Raw genomic sequence first — 18,534 nt, forward strand, 5'->3', positions numbered from 1 at the left:
ACTGCTCTCCTGAATGACATGGGCGTCGATTTGAACGTCGTGGCACCAATGGGTGCCTCTCCCGAAGACATCCAGCGCATCCCCGCAGCCCACTTCAATGTTCTCCTCTATCCCGAGACCGGAGAAACGGCTGCCCGCTGGCTCGAGAGAACCTTCGGCCAGCCCTTCACGAAAACCGTTCCGATCGGGACGGGAGCAACACGCGAGTTTATTGAGGAGGTTGCCAGGATCGCCGGCTTGCCTCCTCGCGCCGACGAAAGCCGCCTGCGCCAGCCGTGGTACGCTGCTTCTGTAGATTCGACATACTTGACTGGCAAGCGCGTGTTCATCTTCGGCGATGCAACGCATGCCGCCGCGGCCGCGCGGATCGCCCGCGAAGAAATGGGTTTCGAGGTAGTGGGCCTCGGGTGCTATAACCGCGAGTTTGCACGCCAGATCCGCAGCCTTGCGAAGGACTATGGCGTCGATGCTCTGATCACGGACGATTATCTCGAAGTCGAACGCGCCATTGCCGAGGCGGCGCCGGAATTGATCCTCGGAACTCAGATGGAGCGCCATATCGGCAAGCGCCTGGGCATTCCGTGTGCCGTCATTTCGGCGCCAGTCCACGTCCAGGATTTTCCCGCTCGCTACTCTCCGCAGATGGGCTGGGAAGGCGCCAACGTCATCTTCGACACCTGGGTCCATCCGCTTGTCATGGGCCTGGAAGAGCATTTGCTGACCATGTTCCGCGACGACTTCGAGTTCCACGATTCAGCCGGTCCCAGCCATCATGGCGGCGCTGCCCCAAGACAGGAGCCAGCTTCGGAGCCTGCCGAGCCTGCGAACACCAACGCCGAGATCGTATGGCTGAGCGAAGCAGAGACCGAGCTCAAAAAAGTGCCTTTCTTCGTGCGTGGCAAAGCCCGGCGCAACACCGAAGCCTTCGCGGCTGAACGCGGCGTCCACGAGATCAGCGTCGAAACCCTTTACGAGGCAAAAGCCCACTATGCGCGATGACAGCCTGATATCCGGCTATCGTGTAGCCATCGTCACGCTGGACGCCCATGCTGCCGGCCCCTGCGCCCGGGTCGAAGCACGCCTGGCAAAGGAATTTCCCGGACTGACGGTGTCCGTACACGCCGCCGCGGAATGGGCCGAAAAGGAATGCGCACTGATCTCCGCGCGCGAGGCCGTGCTCGCCGCCGATATCGTAATCTGCAACCTGCTTTTCCTCGAGGAGCACATCAAGGCGATCCTGCCAGAACTAGAGCGTGCTCATGAAACCGCCGACGCCTTTGTCGGAATGGTTGCCGATGGTCAGATCGTTAAGCTGACAAGGATGGGCGATCTGGACATGTCCAAGCCATCCTCCGCAGCAGTCCAGCTTCTGAAAAAGCTTCGAGGCTCCAGCAAACCGTCCAGCGCTTCGGGCGAAAAGCAGATGAAGCTTCTGCGCCGCCTGCCGCGCATCCTTCGGTTCATCCCCGGCAAGGCGCAGGATCTGCGCGCATGGTTTCTGACCATGCAATACTGGCTTGGTGGTTCTGACGATAACGTCGAAGAGATGATCCGTTTCCTGCTTTCTCGCTACGCCAGCCGCGACGATTGGCGAGGAATGAAGGCGAAGGCCCCGGTCGAGTACCCGGATGTCGGACTCTATCATCCCGATCTGAAAAACCGGATCACGACTAACCCATCCGAACTGCCCGGTCCGAAAAAGCCGATAGCCACGGTCGGACTTCTCATGATGCGGTCCTACGTATTGGCATCCGACACCGCACATTACGACGCCGTCATCCGCAGCCTCGAGAATGCAGGTATCAAGTGCCTGCCTGCATTTGCAGGCGGGCTTGACGGAAGACCGGCGATCGACACTTACTTCAAAGGCAAGATAGACGTACTCGTATCGCTCACCGGATTCAGCCTCGTTGGCGGTCCCGCCTACAACGACAGCAACGCTGCGGTCGAAACCCTTTCTGCGCTGGATGTGCCCTATGTGGCCGCCCACCCGCTTGAATTCCTGACACTCGGCCAATGGGCCAACGCTTCGAACGGCCTGGGTCCGGTAGAAACGACGATGCTGGTCGCCCTCCCTGAAATCGACGGCGCCACAAACCCGACGGTCTTTGCGGGACGCCATGGGGAAACCACCTGCACGGGCTGCCACTTGCAGTGTGTAGGTGGCGTCGAAGCGCGTGCAATGGCCCCGTGTAACGAGCGGATCGCATCCCTGACCGAGAAGGTCATCCGACTTGCCCGGTTGCGCCGCAAGACCGCAGCAGAACGGAACGTCGCAATTGTACTGTTCGGCTTCCCGCCAAACGCAGGAGCTGTCGGAACTGCGGCCTATCTATCTGTTTTTGAAAGTCTTTTCAACACGCTCCACGCGATGAAAGCGGAAGGCTACGATGTTGAGCCGCCAGCGACAGTCGACGATCTGCGCCACGCCATCCTGTCGGGGAACTCGTCACAGCACGGGCAGGACGCAAATGTGGCAGCCCACGTGGATTCAGACACCATTGTCCGAAACACACCGCCTCTGAAGGCGATCGAAGAAGTGTGGGGACCGGCGCCGGGCCGGCACCAGTCCGACGGCCGCGGCGTCTTCATCCTCGGGCACCAGTTCGGGAAGGTGTTCGTCGGCGTCCAGCCTACTTTCGGCTACGAGGGCGACCCGATGCGCCTGCTGTTCGAAAAGGGTTTCGCTCCGACCCATGCCTTCGTCCAATTCTACCTTTGGCTGCGGAATACATTTCATGCCGACGCAATTCTGCACTTCGGGATGCACGGCGCGCTCGAATTCATGCCCGGCAAGCAAGCCGGTCTCGGCGCGCGCGACTGGCCTGACCGCTTGATCGGGGAAGTCCCGAACATCTACCTCTATGCCGCCAACAACCCATCCGAGGCGACACTCGCCAAACGCCGGTCAAATGCGGTGACGGTGACGCACCTTACACCGCCACTGGCTTCGGCCGGTCTCTACAAAGGACTTCTTGAACTAAAGGACAGTGTCACCCGTTGGCGCGCCCTCTCCCCCGATGCGCCCGAGCGCGGAGAACTCGCCACGCTGATCAGCACTCAGTCCGAGGCCGTCGATCTCGATGGAACCGATCCCGACCGGCTTTGGCTGACGCTTCTCGAAACCGAGGCCGCGCTGATCCCCGATGGTCTCCATGTCGTCGGTCGTCCCATGTCCGATTCACGCCGAGCAGCGCTCATCGACACGATCCCGGAACTCGACGCAGAGGCACGCAAGACGCTCGATGCTCAACTGCGGCAACAAACTGAGATCCCGGCGATCCTGCGCGCACTGGACGCACGGTTCATCGCCCCGGTTCCCGGCGGCGATCTGATCCGTTCGCGCGAGATACTGCCAACTGGCCGGAACATCCACGCCTTCGACCCTTTCAGGATGCCAACCGCCTTTGCCCTTGCTGACGGGAAGGCACAGGCCGGCCGCCTCCTGGAAACCCACGCCACGCTTCCGCGCTCGGTGGCACTGGTTCTCTGGGGATCGGACAATATCAAATCGGACGGCGGCCCGATCGGTCAGGCGCTGGCCTTGATGGGCGCAAAGCCGCGGTTTGACAGCTTTGGTCGCTTGGCCGGTGCCGACCTAATCTCTCTTGAAGAACTCGGCCGACCCCGCATCGACGTCGTCATGACGCTGTCCGGTATCTTCCGCGATCTCCTTCCGCTCCAGACCAAGATGCTGGCCGAGGCCGCGTGGAAAGCGGCAACCGCGGACGAACCGATCGAAATGAACTTCATCCGCGCCCACGCTCTTGCCTATGCGGAGAGGATGGGATGCGACATGGAAACCGCCGCACTTCGCGTTTTCTCGAATGCCGAGGGCGCCTACGGCTCCAACGTGAATCAACTGGTCGACAGCTCGGCCTTCGGTGACGAAGACGAGTTGGCCGACGCCTATGAAGCCAGGAAGTCCTTCGCCTATTCCCGCCACGGCAAGGCGGCAAAGAATGCGGAACTCCTGCAACAAACCCTGAAGGACGTCGAACTCGCTTACCAGAACCTCGAGTCGGTCGAGTTGGGCGTCACATCGGTCGACCATTACTTTGATACCCTTGGCGGCATCTCACGCGCGGTGAAACGCGCCCGCGGAACCGAGGCCCCTGTCTATATCTCGGACCAGACGCGCGGCGCCGGCAAGATCCGGACCCTCAAGGACCAAATCGCACTCGAAACCAGAACGCGCAGCCTCAACCCGAAGTTCTACGAAAGCCTGCTGGAACACGGCCACGAGGGCGTCCGCCAGATTGAAGCCCACGTGACCAACACGATGGGCTGGTCGGCCACCACCGGCCAGGTGGACCCGTGGGTCTATCAGCGGATCAGCGAAACTTTCGTACTCGACGACGAAATGCGCAAACGCCTCGCGGCGTTGAACCCCCAGGCCAGCGTTCGCATGGCCAACCGCCTGCTGGAAGCAAGCGACAGAAACTATTGGCAACCGGACGAGGCAACTCTGGCCGCGCTTCAGAACGCGGCGGATGACCTGGAAGACCGGATGGAAGGGATTGCCGCCGAATAGGCGGCGTGGAGGAAGAATGAGCCCAAGAGACGAGATACCGACACTGAGAGGCGAGGACGGCGAAGGCTCCGTCCAGGTTCACCAGGACCCGACATTGAAGATCGAAGGCGCCAAGGTGTTCTCGGTTTACGGCAAGGGTGGGATTGGCAAATCGACGACATCGTCGAACCTCTCGGCCGCTTTCTCCACACTGGGGAAGCGCGTCCTGCAAATCGGGTGTGATCCCAAGCATGACTCGACCTTCACCCTGACCGGTTCGCTGGTACCGACGGTCATCGACATCCTGAAGGAGGTGGATTTCCATGCCGAAGAGTTGCGGCCTGAAGACTTTATGTTCGAAGGCTGGGGCGGGGTCATGTGCGTCGAGGCCGGCGGACCTCCGGCCGGTACCGGCTGCGGCGGCTATGTCGTCGGGCAGACAGTCAAACTCCTGAAACAGCATCACATGCTGGAAGACACCGATGTCGTCATCTTCGACGTTCTCGGCGACGTGGTCTGCGGCGGCTTCGCCGCTCCCCTCCAGCACGCAGATCGCGCGGTTATCGTCACCGCGAACGATTTCGACTCCATCTACGCCATGAACCGCATCATAGCGGCCGTTGAGGCCAAGTCGAAAAACTACGGAGTTCGCCTCGCTGGCTGTATAGCCAACCGTTCGAAAGCGACCGACGAGGTCGACCGCTATTGCGATACTGTCGGCTTCAAGCGTCTCGCACACATGCCCGACTACGACGCCATTCGTAGGTCGCGCCTTAAGAAAAAGACACTCTTCGAGATGCCTGACGAGGACGACATCCTGTTGGCCCGCGCGGAATATGTCGCCCTTGCCGAAAAGCTCTGGAACTCGGTGTCGGAGGATCCCGTTCTTCCCTCCCCTCTCCCCGATCGCGAGATCTTTGAACTCCTGGGGTTCGACTGATGACCTACGAAGCCACACGCGAAAGGTTGGAGACCTATTTCGACAAAACCGCCTCCCGGACCTGGGAGGCTCTTACGTCCGATGCTCCTGTCTCGCGCATTCGCCAGACGGTTCGGGAAGGCCGCGATACCATGCGCGCGGAACTCCTCTCCATCCTGCCAAGCGATCTGACCGATGCCCGGGTGCTCGATGCTGGATGCGGTGCTGGACAGATGGCGATCGAGCTTGCGGAACGCGGTGCGAATGTCGTCGCTATCGACATCTCGCCCTCGCTTCTCGATGTTGCGCGCCGCAGAACGCCCGAACACCTGCTCGATCGCATCGAATACCGCGCCGGCGACATGCTGGATCCCACATTCGGAACATTCGACGCGGCTGTCGCCATGGACAGCCTCATTCACTACGACGCGGCCGACATCGCCCGCGCCGTGGGGGGCCTGACTGCGCGCCTATCGAGCGGTCCGCTTGCCTTCACCGTTGCTCCCAGAACCTCCCTGCTGGTTGCGATGTGGTGGGCGGGCAAGGCCTTCCCTCGGGGGGACCGCTCACCCGCAATCCAGCCTCATCGCGCCAAAACGATACAAAAATCCCTGAAAAACAAAGGCTTCAAAACGGAACTGACGGAACATGCCCGCGTGTCCCGTGGCTTTTACATCTCTCAGGCTCTGGAGGCGCGCGGATGATCGCGACGCGGTCCATCATCAAGCGTCTGGGTACCCGCTTCCTGCCATTCGCAGATGCGGCATCCGAGAACCTGCCGCTGGGCCAACTCCTGCGGCTGTCGCTCTTCCAGATTTCCGTTGGTATGGCGACAGTGATGCTGCTTGGCACGCTCAACCGTGTCATGATCGTGGAACTTGACGTCCCTGCAATGATCGTCGCCACGATGATCGCCCTCCCGGTTCTCGTCGCCCCGTTCCGGGCACTTCTCGGGTTCCGGTCGGACACCCACAAAAGCGCCATCGGGTGGAAGCGCGTGCCGTACCTCTGGTTCGGTTCGCTCTGGCAGTTCGGTGGGCTCGCCATCATGCCGTTCGCACTGATCATCCTCGGTGGAACCCAGACGCTCGGGCCCGGATGGGCAGGCGAGTTGGGAGCAGGCCTGGCCTTCCTGCTGACCGGCCTCGGCCTTCACATGACTCAGACTGCCGGACTTGCTCTTGCCTCCGATCGCGCGACCGAGGAAACCCGACCAAGAGTCGTCGCTCTTCTCTACGTCATGTTCCTGATTGGCATGGGTATCTCCGCGGTCATCGTGGGCTGGCTCCTGCGCGACTTCTCGCATCTTCGGTTGATCCAGGTGGTGCAGGGTACCGCCGTGGTGACCCTCCTGCTGAACCTGGTTGCGCTCTGGAAACAGGAAAGCGTCCGTCCGATGTCGCGCGAGGAGCGCACAGCGCCAAGACCCAAGTTTGCGGATGCCTGGGCGGACTTTACCGAGGGCGGCGATGCGGGGCGGCTTCTGGTCGTGGTTTTCCTCGGAACCATGGCGTTCAATATGCAGGATGTCCTGCTTGAACCCTACGGCGGGGAAATCCTGGGCCTGTCCGTGTCCGCGACGACACTTCTGACCGCGCTTTGGGCATCGGGTGCCCTGATTGGCTTTGCCCTCGCCGCCCGCTGGCTGAAACAGGACTTCAGCCCCTACCGGATGTGCGTTCGAGGCATTCTCATCGGCCTCGCGGCCTTTTCGGCCGTTATCTTCGCCGACCCCATGAACTCGCCGCCCCTGTTTTACGCCGGTGCCTTCGGCATCGGGCTTGGTGGTGGATTGTTCGCCGTCGCAACGCTGACCGCCGCCATGACCTTGCCAATGGGCGAAAAAGCAGGACAAGGCCTTGCCCTTGGCGCCTGGGGGGCAGCGCAAGCCACCGCCGCTGGCCTCGCCATAGCGCTTGGCGGCACGATCCGGGATGGAGTCGGTGCGCTGGCCGCATCCGGAGCATTCGGCGAGACGCTCAATACACCCGGCACAGGGTATTCCGTCGTCTATCACACCGAGATCGCGCTTCTCTTTGCAACCCTTGTCGTTCTGGGTCCGCTCGTGCGTCTCGCATTTCTGAAACCGCAAAAGACCAACCAGGGAACCGGCAGGATCGGACTTGCCGACTTTCCGACCTAACCCACGGAGGACACGCACATGGTCGGTGTCACATTTTTCGGAAACTTCGATCTGGCGAGCCTCGCCATATGGGGCTTCTGGCTCTTCTTCGCCGCGCTGGTCTACTATCTCCAGACCGAGAATATGCGTGAAGGCTATCCGCTCGAAATGGAAGACGGGTCGGAATCGCCCAACCAGGGCCCGTTCCCGCTTCCCAAGCCAAAAACGTTCAAGACGCCGGATGGTCGTGAAGTGACTGTCCCCTCGGCCGAGAACGAGGCTGCCCACCGCCGTGACAATCTTGCGCTTGAAAAAGTCGCCGTCGGTGAGGGCTTCCCTCAGGTACCGACCGGCGATCCGATGGTCGATGGTGTTGGTCCGGCTTCCTGGACGCCACGACAGGACGTCCCGGAAATGAACGCACACGGTCATCCCAAGATCGGCCCGATGGCCGGCAAGGATGACTTCTTCATCTCCGCCGGACGCGATCCGCGCGGCATGCCGGTTCTTTCCAAGGACGATCAGGTCGTGGCTCACTGCACCGACATGTGGATCGACGAAGCCGAGCAAGAGGTTCGGTATCTCGAGATCGAACTCGAACCCGAGCACGGATCCGGCAAGCGTCTTGTCCCGATGACGCTTGTACGGGTCCAGCCCCGCTGGATCATGGTCGCCTCGCTGCACTCCAGCCGCTTCGACGGCGTGCCCCAGGTCCGCACCGCTGGCCAGATCACCAAGCTCGAGGAAGAGAAGGTTTCCGCCTGGTACACTGGCGGCACTCTCTACTCGTAAGCCACGACAACATTGGCGCGCCGCTCGACCGGCGCGCCAAAGAAAAAATGGGAACGAAGAAAGGCGCTGCCATGCCACATGATGACGACGTAACCGTGGAGCCGGTAAAGGGTCTTCCCGAGACACTTCCGCCGGGCGAAGAAATCTTGTGGCAAGGCCGCCCGCTCGTCCTGCCACTCGCGCGCGAAGCGCTCTCGCTCAACTGGGTGCTGGCCTATTTCGCGATCCTGATCGTATGGCGCGTCGGCGTCTCGACGACGATGATGCCGCTCGGCCCAGCCCTGCTGACCGCCCTGCCCTTCCTGGTGCTCGCCGCGCTCGCCGCCGCCATCATCTTGGCGATCGCATGGTTACAGGCGCGCGCAACCGTCTACACGATCACCAGCGAACGCGTCGCGATGCGGATCGGGGCAGCGCTGACACTTACCCTTAACCTGCCATTTCCCAAGATCGCCGCGGCCGATCTGGACCTGCGGAAATCGGGGGCGGGCACGATCGCTCTCAGGACGATGGGACCAGTAAAACTGTCCTACATGATCCTCTGGCCGCACATTCGCCCGTGGTACATGAAGCAGACGCAGCCGGCGCTGCGCTGTATTCCCGATGCGGCCAGGGTGGCAGCCATACTGGCGGAAGCGGCCGAAACCCGCGTGTCCCAACCCACGATCCAGCGCGCCGAAACCCTCGGCCGCGCGGTCGCAGCAGAATGAGGAGGCTGGAAATGGCACACAGAGCCGATACCGGCCTTTATTTCGACGCTGAAGCCCGCGTGATGGAAAAGCGTGACAGGGAACTCATCCCGCGAAGGCTCGTAATCGCGATGTTTTCGCTCGCTATTGCCTCGGTCATGCTCACGGCCTTTGCGGTGATGACAGAACGGCCTCTCGTAGGTCAGCCGCAACTGGCGCCTGTCATCGCCGAGCGCAGCCTCGTGATTGATGCCCGCGGAACGGCGGTCCGGGTCACCGATGCCGCCAGTGGTGAAACCGTGTTGGACCTTGGGAACGGCGGCTTCATTTCGGTTGTCAATGACGGTCTGGAGCGCGCGCGACTGGTGAACCGGATTTCCGGGAATCCACCCGTCACCCTGACGCTGTACGAAAACAGCCGTCTGTCTCTCCTCGATCCGACCACTGGATGGAGCACGGAGATCTCGTCCTTCGGACCCGGCAACGTCGGCGTCTGGATGAACCTTCTTCAAAAACAAAAAACAGGGAACTGAATCATGGGATTGCTAACCAAGGAAACCGAACGGGTGCCCTGCACCGTCGAGATCAGTCATAGGTTCGAAGAACTCTCCGCCCATGTGCGCTTCGACAACGGCGCCGTCATTCATCCGGGCGATACCGTACTTGTCCACGGCGCACCTGTCATGGCGCCCTTCGGTGAAACCGTCTCTGAGGCGCGCGAGGCGACGATCACTCGGGCGTCCGCTCTTGAACGGTTCTGGACGCGGCTGACCGGCGACATCGAATTCATGGAACTTTGCGAATTTTCCTTCTCCGAGGAGATCCGGCTATGAACATCCATACTGGCCACAGTGCAGACGCAACAACCGTCGAAGAGGGTCTGGCCCGGGTCGAGGCTCAGTCCCAGTTTACCAGCGAAGATGCCACTGCGCTTGCGATGCAGAACACGCTGCTGACTCCCCGCTTTTACACCACCGATTTCGATGAACTGGACGCCATCGACGTGACCCCGGTGCGTGAAGACTGGGACAAGCTTCTTGCACAGATGGAAAGCGACCCGAACAGGGGCCACTTCAAGAAGAACGAGGATTGGGATCAGATCGACTGGGAAGGCATGGACCCCGAACTGAAGGCGGAGTTCATCGATTTCCTCGTCTCTTCCTGCACGGCAGAGTTTTCCGGCTGCGTGCTCTACAAGGAGATGAAACGGCGCGGTACGAACGAGGACATCAAGAAGCTCTTTGCCTACATGTCCCGCGACGAAGCCCGCCATGCCGGTTTCATCAACGACGCCCTGCGCGAAGCCGGCATCGCGGTGAACCTGGGCTTCCTCACGCGCGAGAAGAAATACACGTACTTCCGCCCCAAGTTCATCTACTACGCCACTTACCTTTCCGAGAAGATCGGCTACGCACGCTACATCACGATCTATCGCCATCTCGAGGCAAACCCTGAGCATCGGTTCCACCCGATCTTCAAGTGGTTCAAGGAGTGGTGCAACGACGAGTTCAGTCACGGCGAAGCCTTCGCACTTCTCATGCGAACCGACCCGAAGCTGACTCATTCCTTCACGAACAAGCTCTGGATCAAGTTCTTCCTCACTGCCGTTTACGGCACCATGTGGGTCCGCGACCACGCGCGGCACGCCTTCCACGACGCTTTGGGCGTGGATATCGACTGGTACGACCAGGAGGTCTTCCGCAAGACGTCCACCATTGCACGGCAGGTCTTTCCACTTGAACTGGATATCGACCATCCGCGCTGGAAACCGGCTCTGAACAGGCTCCAGTCCGCCTTCGAGGACATGGACAGCGCAAAGCGCAGGGGCGGTCTTTCGGGTCGCATGGGAAGGTTCACGGCCGGTGCCCGGGCCGCCCTCGCATTCTTCAGCCTCTACACGATCCCGTCGAAGAAGAACGAGGTTCCTGAAAATGTCCGGCTGGAGCCCGCCTACTGATGACAGGTGAAAACCACAATACAGGTGCAACGTGCTGACGTCCCCTTGGGTCGCCGCGCTTGCTGCCCTCTTTCTCTGGTGGTTCTGCACCGGAGCGATCCTGTTTGTGGTGAAACGCGCTGACGGAGACGGCCCGGACGGTCACGTCTGGGCCTCGCTCCTGTCGATGCCGATCCTCTTCGCGGGTGTCGTCGGCCTGAAGATGTCGCTTGATCAAAACGGAACCGCGGGAGCTTACATCGGCTTCCTGGCAGCCCTTGCGATCTGGGGCTGGATCGAGCTCTCGTTCCTGTCTGGCCTTGTCACCGGGCCCAACCGTGGCCCCTGCCCTGCGGCGGCGGATGGCTGGGAAAGGTTTCGTGCGGCGGTCTCGGCGATCGCGTATCACGAAGGCCTCTTGGTGTTTGCCCTGTTGGCAATTTGGGGCATCAGTTACGGCGCCGAGAACCAGCTGACGTTCTGGACATTCGCCGTGCTGTTTTTTGCCCGCGTCTCGGCCAAGCTGAACCTGTTTCTGGGCGTGCCAAGGATCAATACCGAGTTTCTGCCAAGGCCGCTGGCCCACATCCCCAGCTACTTCCGGATCCGGAAACTTAACTGGATGTTCCCGATTTCCGTGACGCTCCTGACGCTGGCGGTCGCCTGCTGGCTCGAGCGTCTCTACGCCACCGGAGATATCGGGTTCTCTCTGCTTGCGGCCTTCACGGCGCTCGCACTGCTCGAACACTGGCTGATGGTTCTGCCACTGCCTGACGCAAAACTATGGCGCTGGATGCTACCCGCGCCCAAGGAAGACCAAGTGAGGATCGAAGATGGATTTTGACGCGCTGTTTACCGATCAGCTGAACAAGCTGAAGGAAGAGGGCAACTACCGCATTTTCGCGGAGATGGAACGGCGCTGCGGTTCTTTTCCCAAGGCCGACAACTATGGCCCAAAGGGCAAGCGTGAAGTCACCGTCTGGTGCTCGAACGACTATCTTGGCATGGGCCATCATCCCGACGTCGTCGCGGCCATGACGAAGACGGCTCAGGCCTGCGGCACAGGGGCGGGCGGGACGCGCAACATATCGGGCACGATGCATCAGCATATCGAGCTGGAGCGTGAACTTGCCGACCTCCACAACAAGGAGGCCGCGCTCGTCTTCTCAACCGGCTATGTCTCGAACTGGGCCACGCTTTCCACTCTCGGTGCACGCCTACCTGGCGCGGTTATCCTGTCAGATGCGCTCAACCACGCCTCGATGATCGAGGGCATCCGCCACAGTCGCGCTGACAAGGTCATCTGGAAACACAACGACCCCGAGGATCTGAACCGCAAGCTCGCCGCAATCGGCCCGGATCGCCCCAAGATCGTAGCATTCGAATCCGTCTACTCGATGGATGGCGACATCGCCCCCATCGCCGAGATCTGCGACGTGGCCGATGCCCACGGCGCCATGACCTATATCGACGAGGTGCACGCTGTAGGCATGTATGGGCCCCGCGGCGGCGGCGTGGCCGAGGAGATGGGCCTGATGGATCGGATTACCCTGATCGAAGGTACCCTCGGCAAAGCCTTCGGCACTTTCGGCGGTTACATTACCGGCTCGTCTGCCCTGGTCGATTTCATCCGATCGTTCTCCTCCGGTTTCATCTTCACGACGGCCATTCCTCCCGCCGTCGCAGCCGCGGCCACGGCGTCGATCCGCCACCTGAAAAACAGCCAGCTTGAACGCGCCCGCCAGAAGCGGCAGGTCGCTCTCCTGCGCCGCATGCTCGACGAGCGCGGCATCCCGCACATGCCGAATCCGTCTCACATCATCCCCGTCATGATCGGCGATCCGGTAAAATGCCGGATGATCTCCGACATGCTGATGGAGGACTGGGGCATTTACGTGCAGCCCATCAATTATCCGACGGTTCCGAAAGGCACGGAAAGGCTTCGCATCACGCCCGGGCCGCTTCACTCTGACGATGATATTGCATATCTGGTCGAAGCATTGAATTCACTCTGGCAGCGCTGCGCGATTGCTCGGGCTGTCGCGTAAGGTAGATGGAAAGAGACCACTTTTCTTCCGCGCCATACGCTCTAGATCTCGGTTAAACCAAACAAGGGAGACCAAAATGAAACACTTCCTGGCCGTCGCTGCGCTTGCGGCACTCGCCTCGCCCGCCTTCGCGGACGCACATCTCGGGTCAGGTGACCCGGCCGCCGGCGAAGCCGCATTCAGCAAATGCCAGTCCTGCCATGTCGTTCAGAACGACGCCGGCGAAGTCCTGGCCGGCCGAAATGCGAAGACCGGACCGAACCTCTTCGGCGTCGTCGGACGGCAGGCCGGAACGGTTGATGGCTTCCGTTACAAGAAATCGATCGTCGAAGCAGGCGAAGGCGGACTCGTCTGGGATGCCGCAACAATTGCTGCCTATCTTCAGGATCCGACGGCATTCCTGAAGGAAACGCTTGGCGACAACGGAGCCCGCAGCGGCATGGCCTTCAAGGTTCGCTCCGAGGAAGAGGCCGCGGATCTGGCAGCGTTCCTCGCCACATTTGGCCAAGGCAGCTAATCCCAAAATTCGGGAAACTTCATTCCCGGCACCACAATTGCGCCCATCGAGATGGGCGCAATTTTTTCTTGGCGCGGTTGTTGAGGCGCCGAACAGTAAGAAGGAGCAGTAGTCATGAAACTGACACGTAGAAACAGCCTGAAACTCATGGGCGCCACGGCACTTGCTGCAAGCCCTCTGCAGGCCATTGCGGGCGCACATGGTGGCGCGATGGTCGAAATGCTGAACAAGGCCCCTGAAAGCAACGAGCGTCAGGTATTCCACCCGCCGGTGCTGCAGGTCGAGCCGGGCACCACGGTCATGTTCAAGGCCACCGATCGCGGCCACAACTCCGAAGCTAACAAGGACATGATCCCCGATGGCGTCGAGGTCTGGAAAGGCAAGATCGGTGAGGACATTGAAGTCACCTTCGATGCGCCTGGCCTCTATGGCTACCATTGCACGCCGCATCAGTCCGCGGGCATGGTCGGACTGGTCCTCGTTGGCGAAGTCACTCAGGACCAGATCAATGCCGCAAAGGAGGTCCGCCACCGCGGCAAGTCGAAGGCTCGCTATGAGGAATATCTCGCAATGGCCGAGGAAATGATCGCAGCCAACTGAGTCTGGCGAGATCGGATTTGCGAGGGCGCCTTCCGGGGCGCCCTTTTTTGGCGAACGTCAGACGCGCAGGTCGATAGCATCCACCGCAGGATCGACATCACGGCAGGCTGCAAGCAAGCGGCCGACCAGATGAGTTTGCACGTAAGAGGCATGGAACCTGCTCGGCGCCTTCAGAACAAGGCACCCCCCTACCCTCCCGTCGCGCTTCAGCGCATGGATCCACGCCGCATATGTGCCGGCGTCCTGCGCCCGCAATGCATGGCGCGCCAGACCCCATTCGCTTGCATCATCGCCATCCGGCATCGGCGCCGTGCCTTTGACCTGCAACGGAACGATATTCGTGCTCTCTTCCAGGCCTCCCCCGAGACGCACTGCGAAGTCCGGCCCTACAGCATCCCAGACGTCCCGGGTATCGGCGAGTATCCGATCCAGATCGAGACCGTACTCCGACACCCTTCCACGGGCTCCCTGACGCCGCAGAACCAGCCAGCCCCTGCCCCGCAAGACTGACATGTCCCGCTTGACCGTGCGATCCGTACACGACCAGAGCTGTGCGATTTCCCTCTGACCCACGGCAAGACTGTCGCTGGCCCAATTGTACCGGGCGGTTATCAGTGTCATCAGTCTCAGAACGCGCTTCTGTTCGCTTGGCGCAGCCGCAAGAGCAAAGGCGCCCATTGCTGTCAGGAGATCGTACTTGAGCGCAGATGCGCCGCGTCCTGCGGGACGAAGGTGCCGCATGGTATGTTGCCTTTCCGGCGGGAACCGCCTCTGCCTCAACACGTTGGTTAGAACCCACGCGAGATAGAGATCGCGCCTTTTCTCAACGCTTTTTCTCAATCTGAAGACTATTTGCGTCCGGTTAATCGATTCTGTCAAGCTGTTGGGTTTTGGGGCCCTAAAATCACCGATGAAATCGAGGTATACAGGTATAGAGGGACATGTAGACTGTCCCCTATTCTGCCAGAAATGTCCCCCAATAGCGTGGGGTGTCCACAACTGTGTCCCCTATATTTCGTGGTATCTCACCGAATCGGTACGCTTCAGAAAATCCGGCTCCTACATGGATGCCCCGTTATCCAGGCAACCTTGGACATATGAATATAGCATTTTACAAAACACGCAAATTCAGCGTAAATCGCAAGGTATAAAAAATCTACGCTGAGCAGTTCGGAAAATCCATGTTTACCCATGAAGACCTGTCTCGCCTTCAGACCCAGTCGTTGCGGATGCAAAGCTGGATCAGGCAGCAAACCTACTCGCCCGAGATGGAAAAGACGCTGCGCCGCTTTTCGTCGTGGGAACTCGGAGAACTGATCTTCCGCGTGAACCAGTCCACGCTCCGCGGCCGCCTGGCGGTAGATCCCACCCTGCCCCAGGGCCTCGTCGAAGAAGATGGCAGGCAACGCTGGTACACGCTCGAAGAGATCAACGAGATCCGCCGACGAATTCGGGTCAACCGGAAAAGCCTCATGCCGGTCCGCCCTATTGGCAAGCGTGCGGTGCGCGCCGCGATTGCCAATTTCAAAGGCGGCGCCGGCAAGTCCACAGTGGCTCTGCACTTCGCCCATGCGGCCGCGCTCGACGGGTACCGTGTTCTCGCCGTCGACTTCGATCCGCAAGCGACGCTCAGCCACTCGATGGGTCTGTCCGACGTGTCCGAAGAGTTCACCGTCTGGGGGATAATGGCGCGCGATCTGGCGCGGGAAACCGACCGGATGAACAACGCTGCCGCTGGCGCGGAAAGCGGCACCGCCCTGCCCCGCCGGTCCCTGCCCTCTTCGATCCGGGACATGGGCCTTGCAGATCTCCGGGTGACCGATTTCATAAAGCGAACGTCCTGGCCAACGATCGATCTTGTGCCGTCCTGCGCCAATGCGGCGTTCGTCGAGTTCGCTTCCGCGCAGTATCGTCACCTTAACCCCGAGTGGTCGTTCTTTGCCGCGGTCTCCCGGTTCCTCGATGCCCTGCCCGACGATGCCTATGACCTGATCATCTTCGATTGTCCTCCTGCCATCGGCTATCAGTCCATGAACGCGGTCTTTGCCGCCGATATGCTCTATATTCCATCCGGGCCCGGGTACTGGGAATACGACTCGACCACCAGTTTCATTGGGCAGCTCGCCGAAGCGCTCGAGGATCTGTCCCGTTTCTCAGGGCTTGTCCCCGCGGGGACACTCTCATTGCCAAAGGTCTTCCACGATGTCCGCTTTCTTCTGACCCGGTTCGAGGCCAACAACGAGTTGCACCGCGCAATGAAGTCGGCATTCGAAAAGGTTTTCAGCGATCGTGTCTGCGAGCACCCGATCGAAATGACGCGCGCCGTCGAACAATCCGGGCGTTTCCTGTCATCGATTTACGAGATCGACTACCGGGACATGACCCGCGAGACATGGCGCCGGGCCAGAACTTCCTTCGACAGGGCCTACGAGGAGTTTCGGGGCAACGTCTTGAGTGTTTGGGATCAGCTGGAGGACCGGTCATGAGCAAGAAGCGCGTCTTCGACATCGACTTTCCCGATGAGGCTGCGCCGGAAGCGTCTGTGCCCTCTGCGGATGTGTCTCGCCGGGGGCCGATGGCCACCGCGATTTCAGAGAATGCCGGAGCCCTCCAACAGCGTGCTGAAATCGAGCGCAGCATCCGGGAGGAGAACGATCGGCTGGCGCATGAACATGTTCGTCTGAAGCGCGAAGGTCTGATCACGGACCTTATTCCCCTGGAGCAGATTGCCACCTCAAAACTGCAGCGCGACCGGAAGTCCGAACGGGACGAGGAAATCGACGAGTTGAAAACCTCGATCAAGTCGATCGGTCTGTCCAATCCGATCCGGGTTCAGGTTGTCGATGACGGTTATGAACTGATCCAGGGATTCCGCCGGCTTACTGCATTTCGCGAGCTTTTTGCCGAAACCGGGGATCCGTCCTACGGTAAGATTCCCGCTGGCTTGGTGGCCGAGGGTGACGCCTTGGAACGCCTTTACCGGCGCATGGTCGACGAAAACCTCGTGCGGCGGGATATCTCTTTCGCCGAAATGGCGATCCTCGCGAACCGCTACGCGGCGGACCCTGCGACCGATGCGTCGTCTGCCGCCGAGGCCGTTGCGGCTCTCTATGGGTCCGCAGGCCGCCAGAAGCGAAGCTACATCACCCACTTCGCTTCGTTGATGGAAAGGCTTGGCAATGCCTTGCGGTGGCCAGAGGCCATTCCAAGGGCGCTGGGGCTTGAGCTTGAGAAGCGTCTCTCCAGTCGCCCCGACTCCGTTCGCACTCTGTCGTCGGTTCTTTCGTCTGCATGCCCCAACACTGCCGACGAGGAGTTGAATGTACTGCGCGCATTTCTTGATCAGGCCGACGGAACGCAAGCCACGGCGAAAAAGCGCAAGGCACGTGCCGGTGCCAAGACAACGCTTCGCATCGCCCGCCCGGAAGGTCTGGTCAAATGCACTGCTTCGGACGGGCGCATCGAATTACGGGGAGAAGCGGATTTTTCTTCCGTCGACCGGGCAACCCTCGAACGTGCGGTTGCGGCGTTCCTCGATGCGATTCAGTCCGACGACGATTGAGCGTCTTTGTCGAGCGAATTAATGAACGCCCTGATATCTTGCGCGACGATTTCCGGGTCCTCTTCGTGCAGGAGATGACCTCCCTCGTGTACGATCAGTTTCGAGTGCTTTAGGCTCTGTTTCGCCTTTTTAGAGACTGAAACTGGCACCGTACCGTCTCGATCCCCGGCGATGAGCAATGTTGGCGTTTGGACTTGGGGAATTTTCCTCAGCAAAGGCTTAAGGTCCCAGGCAGCCATCATCTTCAGCGTTCCGTCCACGTGCTCCCTGCTGGCCGCCAGTAGCCGGTATCTGGTCAGTATGTCTCGCGTGACCTCGGAGCCCGTAGACGCAAGGAGACCTTCGAGTTTTCCTTGCCTGCGAAGGTTGCGCGACAAAAAATCCGCGGCGAACGGCGTGATCGAAAGGCCCTTTGCGAGCGCTGGAAAAACCCACCCGGCAAGACCATCGAATTCACTGAGTGCGGCGTTGATCAGAACCTGTCCCCGCGGGGACAACCTATCATCCAGGTTCAGCGCAATTGCCGCGCCGGCGGAGTGCCCGATCAGGATCTCTGGCTCAAGCTCGAAGGCCGCCACCAATAGAGCGACGTCCTCCGTCATCGCCACAAGGCCCGATCTTCCGGTGCCTCCCAGGCGGGTCCGGCCATGTCCGGGCAGATCGGGCGCAACTATCGTCACGTCGGACGACAGAAAGGGTATCAAGGGGCGAAAACTGTCGGCAGAGCCTCCCGCGCCATGAAGGCAGAGCGCAACAGGACCGGCTCCCGCTCTCAAGACGCGCCAGCGGTGAGGACCAGCCGCAATCGTCAGCTCCTCGATCTCATCGTCCGTCAC

18 protein-coding genes are annotated in these 18,534 nt (G+C 60.5%); 16 read left to right on the forward strand and 2 right to left on the reverse strand.

Annotation, left to right across the window (positions count from 1 at the left end; genetic code table 11):
- From ACKLNI_RS02785 to ACKLNI_RS02850, 14 genes are all read left to right on the forward strand, one after another.
- Positions 1-999 (forward strand): nitrogenase component 1 (locus ACKLNI_RS02785; RefSeq protein WP_413717476.1); only part of this gene is annotated, 999 nt, incomplete at its 5' end.
- Entirely contained in the window at positions 989-4,534 is a 3,546-nt protein-coding gene (locus ACKLNI_RS02790; RefSeq protein ID WP_413717477.1) for a magnesium chelatase subunit H, read from the forward strand. The genes ACKLNI_RS02785 and ACKLNI_RS02790, both read left to right, overlap by 11 nt.
- A 16-nt stretch (positions 4,535-4,550) precedes the next feature.
- Positions 4,551-5,453 (forward strand): ferredoxin:protochlorophyllide reductase (ATP-dependent) iron-sulfur ATP-binding protein, encoded by a 903-nt coding sequence (gene bchL, locus ACKLNI_RS02795; protein ID WP_413717478.1) that lies wholly within the window; start codon positions 4,551-4,553, stop codon positions 5,451-5,453.
- Positions 5,453-6,136 (forward strand): magnesium protoporphyrin IX methyltransferase, encoded by a 684-nt coding sequence (bchM, locus tag ACKLNI_RS02800; RefSeq protein ID WP_413717480.1) that lies wholly within the window; start codon positions 5,453-5,455, stop codon positions 6,134-6,136. Before bchL ends, bchM begins: the two co-directional genes overlap by 1 nt.
- A complete protein-coding gene (locus ACKLNI_RS02805; protein WP_413717481.1) occupies positions 6,133-7,575 on the forward strand; it encodes a PucC family protein in 1,443 nt (480 codons plus the stop codon). Before bchM ends, ACKLNI_RS02805 begins: the two co-directional genes overlap by 4 nt.
- A gap of 18 nt (positions 7,576-7,593) precedes the next feature.
- On the forward strand, positions 7,594-8,346 hold the full coding sequence (gene puhA, locus ACKLNI_RS02810) for a photosynthetic reaction center subunit H (RefSeq protein WP_413717482.1): 753 nt from the start codon (positions 7,594-7,596) through the stop codon (positions 8,344-8,346).
- Positions 8,347-8,393: 47 nt separating this feature from the next.
- Positions 8,394-9,056 carry a photosynthetic complex putative assembly protein PuhB gene (gene puhB, locus ACKLNI_RS02815; protein WP_413717483.1) on the forward strand — a complete coding sequence of 221 codons (663 nt, stop codon included), beginning with the start codon at positions 8,394-8,396 and terminating at the stop codon, positions 9,054-9,056.
- Positions 9,057-9,067: 11 nt separating this feature from the next.
- Positions 9,068-9,568 (forward strand): photosynthetic complex assembly protein PuhC, encoded by a 501-nt coding sequence (gene puhC / locus ACKLNI_RS02820; RefSeq protein ID WP_413717484.1) that lies wholly within the window; start codon positions 9,068-9,070, stop codon positions 9,566-9,568.
- A gap of 3 nt (positions 9,569-9,571) precedes the next feature.
- On the forward strand, positions 9,572-9,868 hold the full coding sequence (locus ACKLNI_RS02825; protein WP_413717485.1) for a hypothetical protein: 297 nt from the start codon (positions 9,572-9,574) through the stop codon (positions 9,866-9,868).
- Positions 9,865-10,992 carry a magnesium-protoporphyrin IX monomethyl ester (oxidative) cyclase gene (gene acsF / locus ACKLNI_RS02830; RefSeq protein ID WP_413717487.1) on the forward strand — a complete coding sequence of 376 codons (1,128 nt, stop codon included), beginning with the start codon at positions 9,865-9,867 and terminating at the stop codon, positions 10,990-10,992. The genes ACKLNI_RS02825 and acsF overlap by 4 nt, the downstream gene beginning before the upstream one ends.
- Positions 10,993-11,023: 31 nt before the next feature.
- Entirely contained in the window at positions 11,024-11,815 is a 792-nt protein-coding gene (gene puhE, locus ACKLNI_RS02835; RefSeq protein ID WP_413717488.1) for a putative photosynthetic complex assembly protein PuhE, read from the forward strand.
- Positions 11,805-13,019, forward strand: a complete 1,215-nt coding sequence (gene hemA / locus ACKLNI_RS02840) for a 5-aminolevulinate synthase (RefSeq protein ID WP_413717489.1) — start codon at positions 11,805-11,807, stop codon at positions 13,017-13,019. Before puhE ends, hemA begins: the two co-directional genes overlap by 11 nt.
- 76 nt (positions 13,020-13,095) lie before the next feature.
- Complete coding sequence (locus ACKLNI_RS02845) at positions 13,096-13,536, forward strand: c-type cytochrome (RefSeq protein ID WP_413717490.1); 441 nt, start codon at positions 13,096-13,098, stop codon at positions 13,534-13,536.
- A 114-nt stretch (positions 13,537-13,650) separates the two neighbouring features.
- On the forward strand, positions 13,651-14,136 hold the full coding sequence (locus ACKLNI_RS02850; protein ID WP_413717491.1) for a pseudoazurin: 486 nt from the start codon (positions 13,651-13,653) through the stop codon (positions 14,134-14,136).
- A gap of 57 nt (positions 14,137-14,193) precedes the next feature.
- Here the strand turns inward: ACKLNI_RS02850 and ACKLNI_RS02855 are convergent, their stop codons facing one another.
- Positions 14,194-14,877, reverse strand: a complete 684-nt coding sequence (locus ACKLNI_RS02855) for a hypothetical protein (protein ID WP_413717492.1) — start codon at positions 14,875-14,877, stop codon at positions 14,194-14,196.
- Between the two features lie 440 nt (positions 14,878-15,317).
- Between ACKLNI_RS02855 and ACKLNI_RS02860 the strand changes: the two genes are divergently transcribed.
- The gene (locus ACKLNI_RS02860; protein ID WP_413717493.1) at positions 15,318-16,622 is read left to right on the forward strand and encodes an AAA family ATPase; all 1,305 of its coding nucleotides are present in this window, start codon (positions 15,318-15,320) and stop codon (positions 16,620-16,622) included.
- Positions 16,619-17,698, forward strand: coding sequence for a ParB/RepB/Spo0J family partition protein (locus ACKLNI_RS02865; protein ID WP_413717494.1), 1,080 nt, complete (start codon positions 16,619-16,621; stop codon positions 17,696-17,698). Before ACKLNI_RS02860 ends, ACKLNI_RS02865 begins: the two co-directional genes overlap by 4 nt.
- Here the strand turns inward: ACKLNI_RS02865 and bchO are convergent.
- Positions 17,680-18,534, reverse strand: coding sequence for an alpha/beta fold hydrolase BchO (bchO, locus tag ACKLNI_RS02870; RefSeq protein ID WP_413717495.1), 855 nt, complete (start codon positions 18,532-18,534; stop codon positions 17,680-17,682). The genes ACKLNI_RS02865 and bchO overlap by 19 nt on opposite strands.

The organism is Silicimonas lutimaris, from assembly GCF_047314965.1.
In the GTDB taxonomy this organism is placed as follows: Bacteria; Pseudomonadota; Alphaproteobacteria; order Rhodobacterales; family Rhodobacteraceae; genus JAVJUV01.

Excerpts from the sequence above, each read along its gene's own strand:
- ACKLNI_RS02860 (WP_413717493.1), top strand. The coding sequence starts at position 15,318 with ATGTTTACCCATGAAGACCTGTCTCGCCTTCAGACCCAGTCGTTGCGG.
- puhA (WP_413717482.1), top strand. The coding sequence starts at position 7,594 with ATGGTCGGTGTCACATTTTTCGGAAACTTCGATCTGGCGAGCCTCGCC.
- ACKLNI_RS02855 (WP_413717492.1), bottom strand. The coding sequence starts at position 14,877 with ATGCGGCACCTTCGTCCCGCAGGACGCGGCGCATCTGCGCTCAAGTAC.
- ACKLNI_RS02805 (WP_413717481.1), top strand. The coding sequence starts at position 6,133 with ATGATCGCGACGCGGTCCATCATCAAGCGTCTGGGTACCCGCTTCCTG.
- ACKLNI_RS02865 (WP_413717494.1), top strand. The coding sequence starts at position 16,619 with ATGAGCAAGAAGCGCGTCTTCGACATCGACTTTCCCGATGAGGCTGCG.
- bchL (WP_413717478.1), top strand. The coding sequence starts at position 4,551 with ATGAGCCCAAGAGACGAGATACCGACACTGAGAGGCGAGGACGGCGAA.
- ACKLNI_RS02850 (WP_413717491.1), top strand. The coding sequence starts at position 13,651 with ATGAAACTGACACGTAGAAACAGCCTGAAACTCATGGGCGCCACGGCA.
- puhC (WP_413717484.1), top strand. The coding sequence starts at position 9,068 with ATGGCACACAGAGCCGATACCGGCCTTTATTTCGACGCTGAAGCCCGC.
- acsF (WP_413717487.1), top strand. The coding sequence starts at position 9,865 with ATGAACATCCATACTGGCCACAGTGCAGACGCAACAACCGTCGAAGAG.
- hemA (WP_413717489.1), top strand. The coding sequence starts at position 11,805 with ATGGATTTTGACGCGCTGTTTACCGATCAGCTGAACAAGCTGAAGGAA.
- bchM (WP_413717480.1), top strand. The coding sequence starts at position 5,453 with ATGACCTACGAAGCCACACGCGAAAGGTTGGAGACCTATTTCGACAAA.
- puhB (WP_413717483.1), top strand. The coding sequence starts at position 8,394 with ATGGGAACGAAGAAAGGCGCTGCCATGCCACATGATGACGACGTAACC.
- ACKLNI_RS02790 (WP_413717477.1), top strand. The coding sequence starts at position 989 with ATGCGCGATGACAGCCTGATATCCGGCTATCGTGTAGCCATCGTCACG.
- ACKLNI_RS02845 (WP_413717490.1), top strand. The coding sequence starts at position 13,096 with ATGAAACACTTCCTGGCCGTCGCTGCGCTTGCGGCACTCGCCTCGCCC.
- ACKLNI_RS02825 (WP_413717485.1), top strand. The coding sequence starts at position 9,572 with ATGGGATTGCTAACCAAGGAAACCGAACGGGTGCCCTGCACCGTCGAG.